Source organism: Pseudomonas sp. BO3-4 (assembly GCF_034044115.1).
GTDB lineage: Bacteria > Pseudomonadota > Gammaproteobacteria > Pseudomonadales > Pseudomonadaceae > Aquipseudomonas > Aquipseudomonas alloputida.
This window is the reverse complement of record NZ_CP139018.1, coordinates 3,813,408-3,826,403: the sequence shown is the minus strand read 5'-3', so window position 1 is coordinate 3,826,403 and position 12,996 is coordinate 3,813,408. Positions and strand designations below refer to the sequence as shown.

General features: G+C 63.2%; 13 protein-coding genes. 6 read left to right on the top strand and 7 right to left on the bottom strand.

What is annotated here, in order from left to right; translation table 11 throughout:
• Positions 1-16: 16 nt before the first annotated feature.
• The gene (locus REH59_RS17735; protein ID WP_014860840.1) at positions 17-490 is read right to left on the bottom strand and encodes a YMGG-like glycine zipper-containing protein; all 474 of its coding nucleotides are present in this window, start codon (positions 488-490) and stop codon (positions 17-19) included.
• 149 nt (positions 491-639) lie between these two features.
• Between REH59_RS17735 and REH59_RS17730 the strand changes: the two genes are divergently transcribed.
• Genes REH59_RS17730 through REH59_RS17715 form a run of 4 tightly spaced genes read left to right on the top strand, consistent with a single transcriptional unit; the run spans position 640 to position 4,044 of the window.
• Positions 640-1,236, top strand: coding sequence for a paraquat-inducible protein A (locus REH59_RS17730; RefSeq protein ID WP_014860839.1), 597 nt, complete (start codon positions 640-642; stop codon positions 1,234-1,236).
• Entirely contained in the window at positions 1,233-1,862 is a 630-nt protein-coding gene (locus REH59_RS17725; protein ID WP_012052818.1) for a paraquat-inducible protein A, read from the top strand. Before REH59_RS17730 ends, REH59_RS17725 begins: the two co-directional genes overlap by 4 nt.
• Complete coding sequence (locus REH59_RS17720; RefSeq protein ID WP_014860838.1) at positions 1,862-3,502, top strand: intermembrane transport protein PqiB; 1,641 nt, start codon at positions 1,862-1,864, stop codon at positions 3,500-3,502. The genes REH59_RS17725 and REH59_RS17720 overlap by 1 nt, the downstream gene beginning before the upstream one ends.
• Before the next feature lie 11 nt (positions 3,503-3,513).
• Positions 3,514-4,044, top strand: a complete 531-nt coding sequence (locus REH59_RS17715; protein WP_004575415.1) for a PqiC family protein — start codon at positions 3,514-3,516, stop codon at positions 4,042-4,044.
• Positions 4,045-4,054: 10 nt separating this feature from the next.
• Here the strand turns inward: REH59_RS17715 and REH59_RS17710 are convergent, their stop codons facing one another.
• Positions 4,055-5,809, bottom strand: coding sequence for a phosphoethanolamine transferase CptA (locus tag REH59_RS17710; RefSeq protein WP_014860837.1), 1,755 nt, complete (start codon positions 5,807-5,809; stop codon positions 4,055-4,057).
• 211 nt (positions 5,810-6,020) lie between these two features.
• Between REH59_RS17710 and REH59_RS17705 the strand changes: the two genes are divergently transcribed.
• Entirely contained in the window at positions 6,021-6,176 is a 156-nt protein-coding gene (locus REH59_RS17705) for a DUF2986 domain-containing protein (protein WP_014860836.1), read from the top strand.
• A gap of 29 nt (positions 6,177-6,205) precedes the next feature.
• Here REH59_RS17705 and REH59_RS17700 read toward each other — a convergent pair whose 3' ends face one another.
• Both REH59_RS17700 and REH59_RS17695 read right to left on the bottom strand, forming a co-directional pair.
• Positions 6,206-6,580, bottom strand: a complete 375-nt coding sequence (locus REH59_RS17700) for a hypothetical protein (RefSeq protein WP_014860835.1) — start codon at positions 6,578-6,580, stop codon at positions 6,206-6,208.
• Positions 6,581-6,778: 198 nt separating this feature from the next.
• Positions 6,779-7,369 (bottom strand): biliverdin-producing heme oxygenase, encoded by a 591-nt coding sequence (locus REH59_RS17695; protein ID WP_014860834.1) that lies wholly within the window; start codon positions 7,367-7,369, stop codon positions 6,779-6,781.
• A gap of 162 nt (positions 7,370-7,531) precedes the next feature.
• Here REH59_RS17695 and REH59_RS17690 point away from each other — a divergent pair, with 162 nt between their 5' ends.
• Positions 7,532-8,023: a GNAT family N-acetyltransferase gene (locus REH59_RS17690; RefSeq protein ID WP_004575420.1), complete on the top strand. Its 492-nt coding sequence runs from the start codon at positions 7,532-7,534 to the stop codon at positions 8,021-8,023.
• Positions 8,024-8,136: 113 nt separating this feature from the next.
• Here REH59_RS17690 and REH59_RS17685 read toward each other — a convergent pair whose 3' ends face one another.
• The 3 genes from REH59_RS17685 to REH59_RS17675 all read right to left on the bottom strand — a co-directional run bounded on the left by REH59_RS17685 (position 8,137) and on the right by REH59_RS17675 (position 12,787).
• Positions 8,137-9,510 carry an 8-oxoguanine deaminase gene (locus REH59_RS17685; RefSeq protein ID WP_014860832.1) on the bottom strand — a complete coding sequence of 458 codons (1,374 nt, stop codon included), beginning with the start codon at positions 9,508-9,510 and terminating at the stop codon, positions 8,137-8,139.
• A gap of 160 nt (positions 9,511-9,670) precedes the next feature.
• A complete protein-coding gene (locus REH59_RS17680; protein ID WP_265536503.1) occupies positions 9,671-11,251 on the bottom strand; it encodes an aldehyde dehydrogenase (NADP(+)) in 1,581 nt (526 codons plus the stop codon).
• A gap of 153 nt (positions 11,252-11,404) precedes the next feature.
• Positions 11,405-12,787: an APC family permease gene (locus REH59_RS17675; protein WP_014859220.1), complete on the bottom strand. Its 1,383-nt coding sequence runs from the start codon at positions 12,785-12,787 to the stop codon at positions 11,405-11,407.
• Positions 12,788-12,996 lie beyond the last annotated feature (209 nt).

Below are 12,996 nucleotides of genomic sequence, written 5' to 3'. Positions count from 1 at the left end.
CATGGCGTGGCATTGCTCAGGGGCTGACCTGATAGCCGCGCCCCTGCAGGCAACCGCTGTAGGCACTGGCATGGGCCTGGGTTTTGGCTTCGTCCTGGCCGCGCCGGTCCTCGCGCCGGTCCTGACGCTGGCGCATGCCACCGACCGCGGCTCCGGCGGCGGCCACTTCGCCAGCACGGTTCTGCCGGTATTGCTGTTTGGCATCGTCACCCACCCGGTCATACAACGCGTCATGCTGGTTGCCGCGCACCTGCGCGCCTACAGCACCGGCGGCGGCACCCGCAGCTGCACCGCGAACCCGGCCACCGACATGGGGGTCGCTGGACGTCGCCGTGCCGTTTGCGGCATTGGTGGCGACGGTATTGCAATCGTTGATATCCAGTTGCATCTGCTGGCTGCTCTGGCCCTTGAGCGGCACTACCGACTGCGCCTGGGCGGCCGATGCTGCGCACAGCAGCATCAACAGGTAACTCCACGTGAACGTACGCATGGCACACCTCCACCGGGCGGAAAGCCCGCCTCACAGGATAGTCGCCTTTGAGGTCGCGATGGAAGTTTTGCCCAGATGGTCTACACCGGATATCAGACGCCGTTCCGATTAGCCTCTTGGCCTGATCCAAGGCTACCTGCGGGCAAACCATGAGCCAGACGCAAGATCTGATCATCTGCGAGTATTGCGACACGGTGTACCACCGTGCACCGCTGCTCAAACATCAACGTGCCCTTTGCCAGCGCTGTGGCGGCGTGCTGTACCGGCACAGGTCACTGACCATCGAGCAGCGGCTGGCATTGAGTGTGACTGGCGGTGTCCTGCTGGTGTTCGCCAACTATTACCCGGTGATGACCATCGGCATGCAGGGGTTGACCCACTCGGCCACCTTGTGGGACGCCGTGCAGATCCTCAGTCACGGCAGTATCACCTTCATCGCCCTGGTCATGGCGCTGTCGATCATTTTTGCGCCGCTGCTGCAAATTGCCCTGTTGTGCTGGGTGTTGAGTTTTGCCCTTGCCGGTCAGCGTGCCCCCGGCTTTGCCCTGTGCATGCGTGGCCTGGAAAGCCTGCGGCCTTGGAGCATGCTGGAGGTGTGTCTGCTGGGGGCGATGGTGGCGGTGATCAAGCTGGCGGGGCTGCTCGATGTGATCCCCGGTATTGGCCTGCTGGCCCTGGCCGCACTGAGCATGTTGATCATCCACATTGCCGGCAAGGACATCCGCGATTTGTGGGAACAGGTATGACTGTCCCAGCCATGGCGCACGACCTTGGCTTGTGTCTGTGCCATGGCTGTGGCCAGGCATGCGACACGCGCAGTGGCGCGCACACCTGCAACCGTTGCGGCGCCGTCATTCACCGGCGCAAGGCCAATGCCATCAGCCGTGGCTGGGCGTTTCTGCTGGCCGCACTGATTTTCTACATCCCCGCCAACCTGCTGCCGGTGATGCACACCGAAATGCTCGGCAGTGGTACAGAAAGCACCATTGGCGGTGGCGTGCTGGAGTTCTGGGAAGCCGGGGCCTGGGACATCGCGCTGATCATTTTCATTGCCAGCGTGGGTGTGCCCGCCATCAAGTTCTTTTCCCTTGGCCTGCTGCTGTTCACTGCCCAGCGTGGTTCTTCCTGGGCCTGCCGGCAGCGTTCGCAGCTGTACCGCTTCGTCGAGCTGATCGGCTATTGGTCCATGCTCGATGTGATGGTAGTGGCGTTGGTGGCTGCGTTGGTGCAACTGCGCGGGCTGGGCACCATCGAGCCGCGTGTGGGCATTCTGTTTTTTGGCATGGTGGTAGTGCTGACCATGTTCTCTGCGATGAGCTTTGATCCACGCTTGATCTGGGATAGCCATGCCAACGAGGGGAGGCCGCATTGATGGGGCAACAGACTGACAAGCGCGAGGGCCCTGGGCAGGTTGAAGTGCGCACCCGACGTTGGAGTGTGTCACTGGTATGGATCGTGCCGATCCTGGCGATCCTGATCGGCGCTTCGCTGGTGGTGCGCAACTGGATGCAGCAAGGGCCGGTGATTACCATTTCTTTCCACAGTGGCGAGGGATTGGTGGCGCACAAGACCCAGGTAAAATACCGCAGCGTGGTGATTGGCGAAGTGACCACGGTGGACTTGGCCGACGACAATAAGAGCGTGGTGGCCAAGGTTCAGCTCTCCAACGATGCCCGTTCGTTTGCTACCCAGGGGGCGCGCTTCTGGGTGGTGCGACCGCGCATCGGCGTGGGCGGGGTTTCCGGGGTGGACACGCTGCTTTCGGGCAGTTTCATCGGGGCCGATTCAGGCGAGTCGAAGGTGCCGGAAAAGTCCTTTGTCGGCCTGGAGCTGCCACCGCCGATCACCTATGACGAAAAGGGCAAGCGTTTCGTTCTTGTCGCCAGCGACCTGGGCTCGCTGGATATCGGTTCTTCGATCTACTACCGCAAGATCCCGGTGGGCGAAGTGGTGTCCTTTGCGCTCCAGAGTGATGGCAAGGGGGTAGAGATTGGCGTGTTCGTGCAGGCGCCCTACGACACGTTCGTCACTGCTGACACGCGCTTCTGGAATGCCAGTGGCATCGACATGCAGATCGGTGCCAATGGCCTGAAGGTCGATACCGAATCGCTGTCGTCGATTCTGGTGGGCGGGCTGGCCTTCGGCTCGCCCGATTTCGCCGCGCAAGCCGAGCCTGCTGCCGACCAGGCCCGCTTCCAGCTATTCGCGGACCGCGACATGGCGCTGTCGCCTCCGCATGGCCAGGCGCAGTACCTGCAGTTGCGCTTCGACCAGGCCATGCGTGGCCTGTCGGTGGGCGCGCCCGTGGAATTCAAGGGGGTGGAGTTTGGCCGGGTCACCTCGATCCAGCTCGATTACGATGCTACGCGGCAGAGCTTCCCGGTTGTGGTCGATGCGGTGATTTACCCGCAGCGGCTAGGGCCGGTGCACCGCAAGATGCTGGCGGTGTTCAAGCACACCGAGGGTGATATGGAAGGGGCGCGGAAACTGATTGGCACGTTTGTCGAACATGGGCTGCGGGCCCAGGCGCGTAGCGGCAACCTGATCACCGGGCAGATGTTCATTTCGCTGGACTTCTACCCGGATGCCCCCAAGGTGACCTTCGACATGGCTGCCAACCCCATCATGATCCCGACGCTGCCCGGCAGCCTTGAGCAGTTGCAGGAACAGCTGCAGCGGGTGATGGAGCGCATTGCCAAGCTGCCGCTGGAAAGCATCGCCGGTAACCTGGACGGTAGCTTGCGTGAGCTGCGCGCCAGCCTCAGGCAGTTCAATGGCCAGACGCTGCCGGAGGTGAAGGTGGCGCTGGACGAGGTGCACAAGACCCTGCGCACGGCCAACTCGGCCATTTCCGAAGATTCGCCGCAGCGCGAGCGAATGGGCGAAACACTGGACGAGCTGGAGCGCATGTCGCGGTCGCTACGTGACCTTGCCGACTACCTGGGCCGCCACCCCGAGTCGCTGATTCGTGGCCGGCCGAAAGCGGCCGGGCCCGCAGACCTTGAACCCTGAGGAGACAGCCGATGCAACGACTGCGCAATGTATGTGTGGCCAGCCTGCTGGTGTGGCTCGGGGGCTGCAGCAGTACGCCGAACAACTACCACACGTTGGTACCGAGCGAACCGGTACGTGACAGCGGCCAGCGCATCCAGGTGGTCAGGGTGGCTGTGCCGCCCCAGGTCGACCGCCCACAGTTGGTGGTGCGGCAAGGGCAGAGCGGCCTGGCCATCCTGGAGACGGAGTGGTGGGGCGCCAACCTGGTGGATGAATTCCGCAGCGCCCTGCAGGACCTGTTGGGCGGCCCGGCGGGCGGTGGCAAGGCGTCGCTGCGGGTGGATGTGCAGCGCTTCGACACGGTACCAGGGCGCTATGCCTCGCTGGAGGCGGTGTGGCGCCTGAAGCAGCAAGGGCAGGCCGAGCTGACCTGCCGTACGTCTGTGCAGACTGCCGCGGACAACAGCATCACCAGCCTGGTGAATGCACACCAGGCCAACCTGCGCAAGTTGGCCGAGGCGGTGCGGGGGAGTGCCCTGCAGGGTAGCTGCCGGGCATGAACCGGCCTTATTACTGCCGGGTGCTGGCTGTTTCCTGTGCCCCGTCGGCCTTGTCCTGCGGCAGCTGATCGAACTCGCGCAAGCCATCCTTGCGGTACGGATCGCCGATCCAGCGTGGTGCTGCCACGAACTGTGGGCTCACCAGGCTCTTGGCCGGTTCATAGCGGTCGTAGCTCAATCCGGCCAGGTCTGACAGGGTATGGATCAGATGCGAACTGCTGTAGGGGCGGTTGGCCATTGCCTGCAAGTCACGCGGGTGTTCGGCCTGCCAGCTAGGCGAGGTCCACAGCAGGAACGGGATGGTGTACATCGGCCGGGTCGGTGCGCCTTCATTGCGCCCCAGGCGGTCGTGGTCACCGGAGCTGTACACGTCCTCACCATGATCGGACAGGTACATCAGGAACCCGTTGGGGTTGCCTGCCGCATAACGCTTGATCAGGGTCGACACCACATAGTCGTTGTAGCGCACCGCGTTGTCATAGAAGTTGTAGGTTTCTACCTGGTCCGCCGTCAGCTTGGCTGGCACACCTTGCTTGTCGTCGAAGTGCGCATAGTCGTCCGGGTAGCGGTAGCGGTAGTCCATGTGCGTGCCCAGCAGGTGCACGATGATGAACTTGTTGGGCGCAGGGTCTTGCAGGGCTTTCTCGAACGGTGCCAGCACCACGTCATCGTACTGGCGGGCATTCTGGTTGCGCTGGTTGTTCAGGTACACCGGCGCGTCTGTTTGCTGCGAGAAGGTGGTGAGCATGGTGTTGCGCTTGGTCAAGGTCTGCTGGTTGGTGATCCAGAAGGTCTTGTAGCCTGCCTGTTTCAGCAGGTTGATCAGCGACGGGTCGCTGAGGAAGCGGTCCGGGTTCTGCTCGTCGCCGAACGTGAGGATCTGCTGCATCACTTCGATGGTGTACGGGCGCGGCGATACCACGTCGCGGAACACGGTCAGGCCCTTGTCGCTGGCGGCCAGCGCGTCGAGGTTGGGCGTGGTATCGCGGTTATAGCCATACAGGTGCATGTGCTCGCGGGTGGTCGACTCGCCGAGCACCAATACCAGGGTGCGTGGCGCTGTACCACTGCTGTCTCGCAGGTTTTGCAGCGGTGGCAGTGCGGCATTCTGGGCCAGCAGTTTCTGCATGTTGTCCAGTTGCTGGCGGTACTGTCGGTAGCCGACCAGCAACTGCCAAGGGACGGCCGGCTCCATTCGCTGCTGCACTTTTTCGAGCGCATCGGCGAAGTTGCGCTCCTGGGTGACCATCTGCTTGTAGAACGGCATGACCAGGTTGGCCACCAGCAATAGCACGACCACCGGCAGGCGGCTGCGCAGCGGCAGGCTGACCGGGCGCACGCGCCGCCACAGCATTACCGCAACCAGCGTGTACAGCACCAGTGCCAGGCCCAGCCCCACGCTGAAGTATTGGCTGAAGTACTCACCAGCCTCGGCGGTGTTGGACTCGAACATCACAAAGATGACGCTTTGTGAAAACTCCTGGCGATAGATGCCGAAGTAGCTCAGGCCCACCAGCGATGCAGCCCACAGCACCAGACCAATGATTGCCGCGGTGGCGCGGGTGAAGCGCGGCAGCAACAGGACGGGCGCCAGCCATAGGCTGCTGAGGAATAACGCATCGCGAAAACCGGCGAAGCCGGTCGTCCCGCTGAACAGCAGCAGCGCCTGGGTTACACCGGAGAAATACCAGAAGAACAGCAAGAGCCAGCCGAGCCCGGCCCAGTCCACGCGCTTGTGCGCGGCGGGGGATGTAGTGTTTGACACGTATGCCTCGTCGTACCTTGGCGGCCAGCGGTTGTGCGCGTGACCGGAAAGGGCGTGACGCTAATCTGCGGACTGTGAAAAATACGTCAACGCGTTGAATCCTGTGAGCTGCGTGGCCGTAGCAGGCATAAGCTGGGCTGTTCACCGCGTTTTCCCAAGGCTGCCGGGTTATGATGGCGGCAGCGAAACGTCCTGAAAGGCCCCGTAGACTATGAACCGTCGTAAGAAGATCAAGCAGCTATTGCAGGCGCATGCCAAAAAGGCCAGTGCCAAGCTGGCGCCACGCAAGCCCAAGTACATCTGCAAGGCGGACCGCTTGAAGATGGAGGCAGAGGCGTCGGGGGAGGCTCCGCAGCTGGCCGACTGACACTGCCCCTAAAACCGATCGCTTGGGCTTCAACGGCGGTAGTAATGATGCGCGTCATGATGACGCTGGCGCATGGCGCGCTCATGGCGGCGCTCCCAATCACGGCGCCGTTCCCAGTCGCGCCGCCGCTCCCAGTCCCGACGGGCTTGTTCACGCCGCCACTGTTCGCGGCGCCAGTCGCTTCGATGGTCGTGCCAGCGATCGTCATCATGCGCCAGGAGGGTGGCCGGCTGTTCAACGGCCACGCTGGCCACGCTCGACCAAGGGTTGCCGGCTGGCTTTAACGGTGACTGGACAGCCGGTGAAACCGGTTCGGCGGCTTTCATTTGCGTTGCCGATGCCGTGCCCACCGCCGCGAGCGAGAACAGGCCGAGCAGCACCAACCTTGCGACATGTATTTTCATGAGCGTAGCCAACCTCTGATAACGAATGAGCCATCTGGCCAGCAGGTGTGGGGCGAACCCTGTCTCGCGTTCCGCTACCTTCTGTGCCTCACACATAGACAGGGAATCAAGAAAAAGTTCGCTACAGCAACAACTTGAAGAACTTTGCCGGGGTGGTTGGCGCTGTGCAGTAGCCGCCGTGAGTGCCCCACTGGTCAGTCATAGGCCTGCAAACACCTCACGCAAATGCCGCCGGTAACTGTCGAACGCAGCAATCGCCCCTTTCACCACCTCTGCTTCTTCCTGCTCCCCCAGCACCAGGCTGTCCAGCCTGGCAACAAATTCGCGCCAATGCAGCGCTCGGCCATCCGGGTGAGGGGCCAGGTGGCGGGCCCCCTTGTCACCCTCCAGCCCAAGACGTTGCGTGTGCTTGTAGAGAAACGCCGCCCCCAGGTTCGAGCCTTCACTGCAATACAGCCATCCCAAGGCCTGGGCCGAGCTGACACGGACCGGTTGGGTGGGCGTTGGCAGCAGCAGGCCGAGGTCGCGCAGGTCGGCCTCGACTGCCGCGAACCGTGACAGCGCCGCCAGCCCCGGCAGTTGCTGGTTGAGCTGTTCATCCTGATACAACGCCAACAGGCTGCCATGAAAACGGTGCTGCACCCGCAGGAAGCGCCCATAACGCTCGCGGCTCTCGAAAGGCCGCGCTGCCATTACCAGTTGATCGACGCTGTCATGATCCCTGCTGCTGGCCGCTTTCAGGCGTTTGCAGCGGCTGGGTTCGGTGAAGGGGGAAGTTACAGCGGTCATCGGCGTATCCGTGGCAATAGAGCAAGGTCCCCATGATGCTTGCCATCCTTGGCAAGCATCAAGCGTCACACGCCCGACCTGACCGAGTTCGCAATGATGGAGCGCAAGGTCGAGGCTCATTTATCATGGCGGCTGTCTTTACCATTGCCAAGGATACTTGCCATGAGCGCCCTTCAGTTCCGCACCCCCGTTCCCGCCGATGCCGAGCGTTGCTACGCCATCGAAATTGGCGCCTATGAAGGGGATGAGGCGGCCACGCTGGAGAAAATCCGCACGCGTATCACGCAGTACCCACAAGGCTTCCTGGTGCTGGAAAGTGACGGCGAGATCGTGGGTTTCATCAACAGTGGCTGCGCCCACGAGGTCGTGATGTCCGACGAGGCCTTCAAAGAGCTGGTCGGCCATGACCCGGCGGCAGCGAACGTGGTGATCATGTCGGTGGTTGTAGACCCGGCCCACCAGGGCAAAGGCTACGCCAAACTGTTGATGAACGAATTCATCGGGCGCATGCACGCGGCGGGCAAGCAGACCATTCACCTGATGTGCAAGGAGCAGCATGTGGCCCTGTACCAGAAGCTGGGCTACCAATACGTGAAACCGTCGCCGTCGGACCACGGCGGTATGGCCTGGCATGAGATGGTCATGGACCTTTGAGTGGACATGACATCGTAGTGCGCGCTACCCGCAGCTTGCCTAGGTGACAGCGCAGCCCAAAGGGCTGCGCATGCCCTTCATTCAACCCGGCGATGCCGAGCTGATGCCTGGCCTCAAGTGCCACTGACCAGCTGATGGGCCAGCTGGTTGTGGCGTTCCAGTACGCGCGGCAGGTCGATGGTGGCCAGCTGGCCGTCTTTCACCACGACGCGGCCGTTGATCACGCTGGTATGCACCTGGGTCGGGGTGCAGAACACCAGTGCCGCCAATGGGTCATGGTGGCCGCCGGCATACGCCACATGGCCCAGGTCGAAGGCGACGAAATCGGCGACCATGCCCGGGGCCAGGGCGCCGATATCATTGCGGTTGAGCACTTTCGCGCCACCCAGGGTGGCTATCTCTAGCGCTTCGCGTGCGGTCATCGCGTCAGGGCCGAAGCCCACCCGTTGCAGCAGCAGGGCCTGGCGCACTTCACCGATCATGCTGGCGCCGTCGTTGGAGGCAGAGCCATCGACCCCCAAGCCCACCGGTACGCCGTGGTCGCGCATCTTGCGTACCGGGGCGATGCCCGAGGCCAGCCGCATGTTCGAGCATGGGCAGTGGGCGACGCCGGTGCCGGTGCGGGCGAACAGCTCAATGCCGTGCTGGTCGAGCTGCACGCAGTGGGCATGCCATACATCATGGCCGACCCAGCCAAGGTCTTCGGCGTACTCGGCAGGGGTCATGCCGAACTTCTCGCGGCTGTAGGCGATGTCGTTGACGTTCTCGGCCAGGTGGGTGTGCAGCGACACGCCATACTGGCGCGCCAGCACGGCAGCTTCGCGCATCAGGTCGCGGCTGACCGAGAACGGCGAGCATGGCGCGACCACGATACGGCGCATCGAGCCGTGGCTGGCATCGTGGTAGTCCTCGATCAGGCGTTGCGATTCCTTGAGGATGTCGGCTTCCTTTTCCACCACTGCGTCAGGTGGCAGGCCGCCTTGGCTCTGGCCCACGCTCATGCTGCCGCGCGCGGCATGGAAGCGCATGCCGATCTCGGCCGCCGCGTGGATGCTGTCGTCGAGCTTGCAGCCGTTGGGGTAGATATACAGGTGGTCGCTGGAGGTGGTGCAGCCGGACAGGATCAGCTCGGCCATGGCGGTCTGGGTCGACACCGCGATCATCTCGGGGGTCAGGCGCGCCCAGATCGGGTACAGGTTGGTCAACCAGTTGAACAGCTCGCCGTCCTGAGCTGCCGGTACCACGCGGGTGAGGCTCTGGTACATGTGGTGGTGGGTGTTGACCAGGCCTGGGATGACCACCTTGCCGGCCATGTCCAGAACCACGTCGGCGTGCTGCGGGAGGGTTTCGCTGGGGCCGACTTGCTTAATCAGGTTGCCTTCGATGAACAGGCCGCCGTTCTTGATTTCGCGGCGTTCGCCGTCCATGGTGACCAGCAGTGCGGCGTTTTTGACGAGGAGCGTTTTTGCAGGGTTTGTAGATGACATGGTGCAAGCCTGCGCAATACGCATCGGCGATTACCGATGTCATAGGCGCTCGGTATTGTAAGCAAGCTTTTTACTGATTGTATACAGCTCGAAGTACCCGTGCCGGCCTCTTGGCGGCTAGAGCCGCGAAGAGGCCGGCACGGGTTGCAGCCATGAAAGATCACACCGCCTCGCGGCTGCTCACACCCTCCAGCAACCGGGCAATCCCCAGCGGGTTAGCGTTTTTCAACGCATCCGGCAGCAGTGCGTCCGGGTAGTTCTGGAAGCACACCGGGCGCAGGAAGCGGTCGATGGCCAAGGTGCCGACCGAAGTGCCGCGGGCGTCGGAGGTGGCCGGGTAGGGCCCGCCATGCACCATGGCATCGGAAACCTCCACGCCGGTCGGGTAGCCATTGAGCAGCAAGCGCCCGGCCTTGCGTTCGAGCAGCGGCACCAGTGAGGCAAAGGTGCGCAGGTCGTCAGGTTCGGCAATCAGGGTGGCAGTCAGCTGACCTTGCAGGTGACGCAATGCTTCGGCCAATTGCTGGGCATCGGCCACTTCAACCACCACGGTGCAAGGGCCGAACACTTCTTCCTGCAACAGCGGGTCGCCATTGAGCAGCAGGCTCACGTCGGCCTTGAACAACTGCGGCTGAGCCTGGTTACCCGTTTGCGGTTGGCCGGCCAGATGCTGGATACCCGGGTGCGCCAGCAAGTGCTGCACAGCGTTCTGGTAGCTGCGCAGGGTGCCCGCGTTGAGCATGGTCTGCGGGCTCTGGTCGGCCATGCGTGCCACCAGCGTTTGCAGGAAATGCTCGAAGTGTGGCGACCGGATACCCACCACCAGGCCCGGGTTGGTGCAGAACTGCCCGCAGCCCAGCACCACCGAGGCGGCCAGCTCGGTCGCCACCTGTTCACCGCGAGCCTGCAGAGCCTGCGGCAGCACGATCACCGGGTTGATACTGCTCATTTCGGCGAACACAGGGATCGGCTGCGGGCGCGCTGCGGCCATGTCGCACAGGGCGCGGCCACCGCGCAGCGAGCCGGTAAAGCCGACTGCCTGAATGGCTGGGTGCTTGACAAGCGCTTCGCCCACACCCGCACCGTAGATCATGTTGAAAACGCCTGCCGGCATGCCGCTGCTGGTCACTGCACGGTCGATGGCCGCGGCCACATGGGCCGCAGTGAGCATGTGCCCGCTGTGTGCCTTGAACACCACCGGGCAGCCGGCGGCCAGCGCCGAAGCGGTGTCACCGCCAGCGGTGGAGAAGGCCAGTGGGAAGTTGCTGGCGCCGAACACGGCCACCGGGCCCACGCCGATGCGGTACTGGCGCAGGTCCGGGCGCGGCAGCGGGGTGCGCTGGGGCAGGGCGCGGTCGATGCGTGCAGCGTAAAAGTCGCCACGCCGTACCACCTCGGCAAACAGGCGCAGCTGGTTGCTGGTGCGGCTGCGTTCGCCGCGGATGCGTGCTTCAGGCAGTGCGGTTTCGCGCATCACATCCTGGATGAAGTCATCACCTAACGCGTCCAGTTCGCTGGCGATCGCGTCGAGAAAAGCAGCGCGCTGGTCCGGGCGGGTGCTGCGGTAGCTCGGGTAGGCCGCCTCGGCGGCCTGGGCGGCGGCCTCGACTTCGTCGCCGGTCGCCTGGTGGAAGGCGTAGGGCAGTGCTTCACCGGTGTGGGCGTCGAGGCTGTGCAGCAGCACGTCACCGTGGCCACTGAGCTGGCCGGCGATGTGGTTCAGGCGGTGTTCGATGGACATTTCGTTTCCCGTTGGCAATGACAATCGTGGGTCAGGACTGTAGGGGGCGAACGGGGGGCTGAATAATGATTAATCCGGATCGGGTGATAACGAGCAGTTATCACCCGGGTTCTCGCGATGCCCGGCAGGAGCGGTCACGCAAGGCGTCAGGGCTCACTCGGCCATCTGCAACTCTGGCAGCTTCACGCGCAACGCCCGGGTCAGCCCCAGTAGCACCAACAAGCCCAGGCCCATCCAGCACAGGCCGATGGTGAACGACAGGCTGGTCAGGCTGCTCCATAGCCACAGCGTGCTGAGAAAGCCCAGGCCAGGAATGGCGCCGTACAGCAGGCAGTTGCGGCAACCGCGCAGTTTCTGGTCAACCAGGTAGTGCTTGACCACTGCCAGGTTCACCGCCGAAAAGGCGAACAGTGCGCCAAAGCTGATCATGTTCGCCACGGTATCCAGGGTGATCACCAGGGCGATCAGCGACAGCAGGCTGACCACCAGGATGGCAGTGGCCGGCACGCGCTTTTTCGTCACCAGCTGGCCGAATGCCCTCGGCAATGCGCCGTCACGGCCCATGGCGAACAGTACGCGCGACACGCTGGCTTGGGACACCATGGCCGAAGCGAAGCAGCCGGCCACGTAGGTCGCGGTGAAGGCGGTTACCAGCAGCTCGCCGCCCACCCGGCGCATCACGTCGACCGACGCCGAATCCGGATCGGCGAAGCTGCCCCAATCGGGGAACACCATCTGTGCGCAATAAGACACCACCAGAAACAGCAGGCCGCCGATCAACGACACCGCCAGAATCGCCACGGGAATGCGGTAGGTCGGGTTACTGGTTTCCTCAGCCATGGTCGACACCGCATCGAAGCCGAGGAACGACAGGCACAGCACGGCGGCGCCGGTCATGATCAACGGCACGCTGAAGCCTTCGTGGTGCAAGGGGGCCAGCAGCGACACCGGCTCCGCCTGTCCACTGAGCTTGAGAATGGACAGAGCGACGAAGACGATGATGAACACCAGTTGCACCACCACCAGGATCCAGTTGACCCGGGTGATCGACTCGATGCCGATCAGGTTGAGGAAGGTGACCAGGGCAATGGAGCCCGCCACCCACACCCAGGCATGGATGGTCGGGAAGTATTCCGACATGTAGATGCCGATCAGCAGGTAGCTGAGCAGCGGCAGAAAGATGTAGTCGAGCAGCAGTGTCCAACCGGTGATGAAGCCGATATAGCTACCGAAGGCCTTGCGCGTGTAGGTGTAGACCGAGCCGGAGTAGGGGTGGGCCTGGACCATGCGGCCGTAACTGTAGGCGGTCAGCAGCATGGCGGCGAGCGTGAGCAGGTAGGCGGTGGGCAGGTGCCCTTTGGTCATCTGGGTGACCAGCCCGTAGGTGGTGAATACGGCCAGGGGCACCATGTAGGCCAGGCCGAACAGCACCAGGGCGGTCATGCTCATGGACTTGCGGAAGCGGCCGGTGCTGGTGGCGGATTGCGAGGGTGCATGCGGGGCGGGGCTATGGGCTGTACTTGTTGTTGTATGCATTGCTAACTCCTGAAAAGGGATGCAGGACACCGCGGCAGGCGAGCAGGCTCGCGACCGTCAGGTGTTGTGCAAGGAGGTCGAGCGGAAAGCTCGCAGCGCTGGGGCGGGTTGATGCTCCCACACCCTGCAGGCACCCGGAATCACCCTTTGGGGTGAGCGGACACAGCCCTTGCCCGGCTCACCCCAAAGGGTGATTCCGGTGCCTGCAG

Excerpts from the sequence above, each read along its gene's own strand:
- REH59_RS17735 (WP_014860840.1), bottom strand. The coding sequence starts at position 490 with ATGCGTACGTTCACGTGGAGTTACCTGTTGATGCTGCTGTGCGCAGCA.
- REH59_RS17730 (WP_014860839.1), top strand. The coding sequence starts at position 640 with ATGAGCCAGACGCAAGATCTGATCATCTGCGAGTATTGCGACACGGTG.
- REH59_RS17725 (WP_012052818.1), top strand. The coding sequence starts at position 1,233 with ATGACTGTCCCAGCCATGGCGCACGACCTTGGCTTGTGTCTGTGCCAT.
- REH59_RS17720 (WP_014860838.1), top strand. The coding sequence starts at position 1,862 with ATGGGGCAACAGACTGACAAGCGCGAGGGCCCTGGGCAGGTTGAAGTG.
- REH59_RS17715 (WP_004575415.1), top strand. The coding sequence starts at position 3,514 with ATGCAACGACTGCGCAATGTATGTGTGGCCAGCCTGCTGGTGTGGCTC.
- REH59_RS17705 (WP_014860836.1), top strand. The coding sequence starts at position 6,021 with ATGAACCGTCGTAAGAAGATCAAGCAGCTATTGCAGGCGCATGCCAAA.
- REH59_RS17700 (WP_014860835.1), bottom strand. The coding sequence starts at position 6,580 with ATGAAAATACATGTCGCAAGGTTGGTGCTGCTCGGCCTGTTCTCGCTC.
- REH59_RS17695 (WP_014860834.1), bottom strand. The coding sequence starts at position 7,369 with ATGACCGCTGTAACTTCCCCCTTCACCGAACCCAGCCGCTGCAAACGC.
- REH59_RS17690 (WP_004575420.1), top strand. The coding sequence starts at position 7,532 with ATGAGCGCCCTTCAGTTCCGCACCCCCGTTCCCGCCGATGCCGAGCGT.
- REH59_RS17685 (WP_014860832.1), bottom strand. The coding sequence starts at position 9,510 with ATGTCATCTACAAACCCTGCAAAAACGCTCCTCGTCAAAAACGCCGCA.
- REH59_RS17680 (WP_265536503.1), bottom strand. The coding sequence starts at position 11,251 with ATGTCCATCGAACACCGCCTGAACCACATCGCCGGCCAGCTCAGTGGC.
- REH59_RS17675 (WP_014859220.1), bottom strand. The coding sequence starts at position 12,787 with ATGCATACAACAACAAGTACAGCCCATAGCCCCGCCCCGCATGCACCC.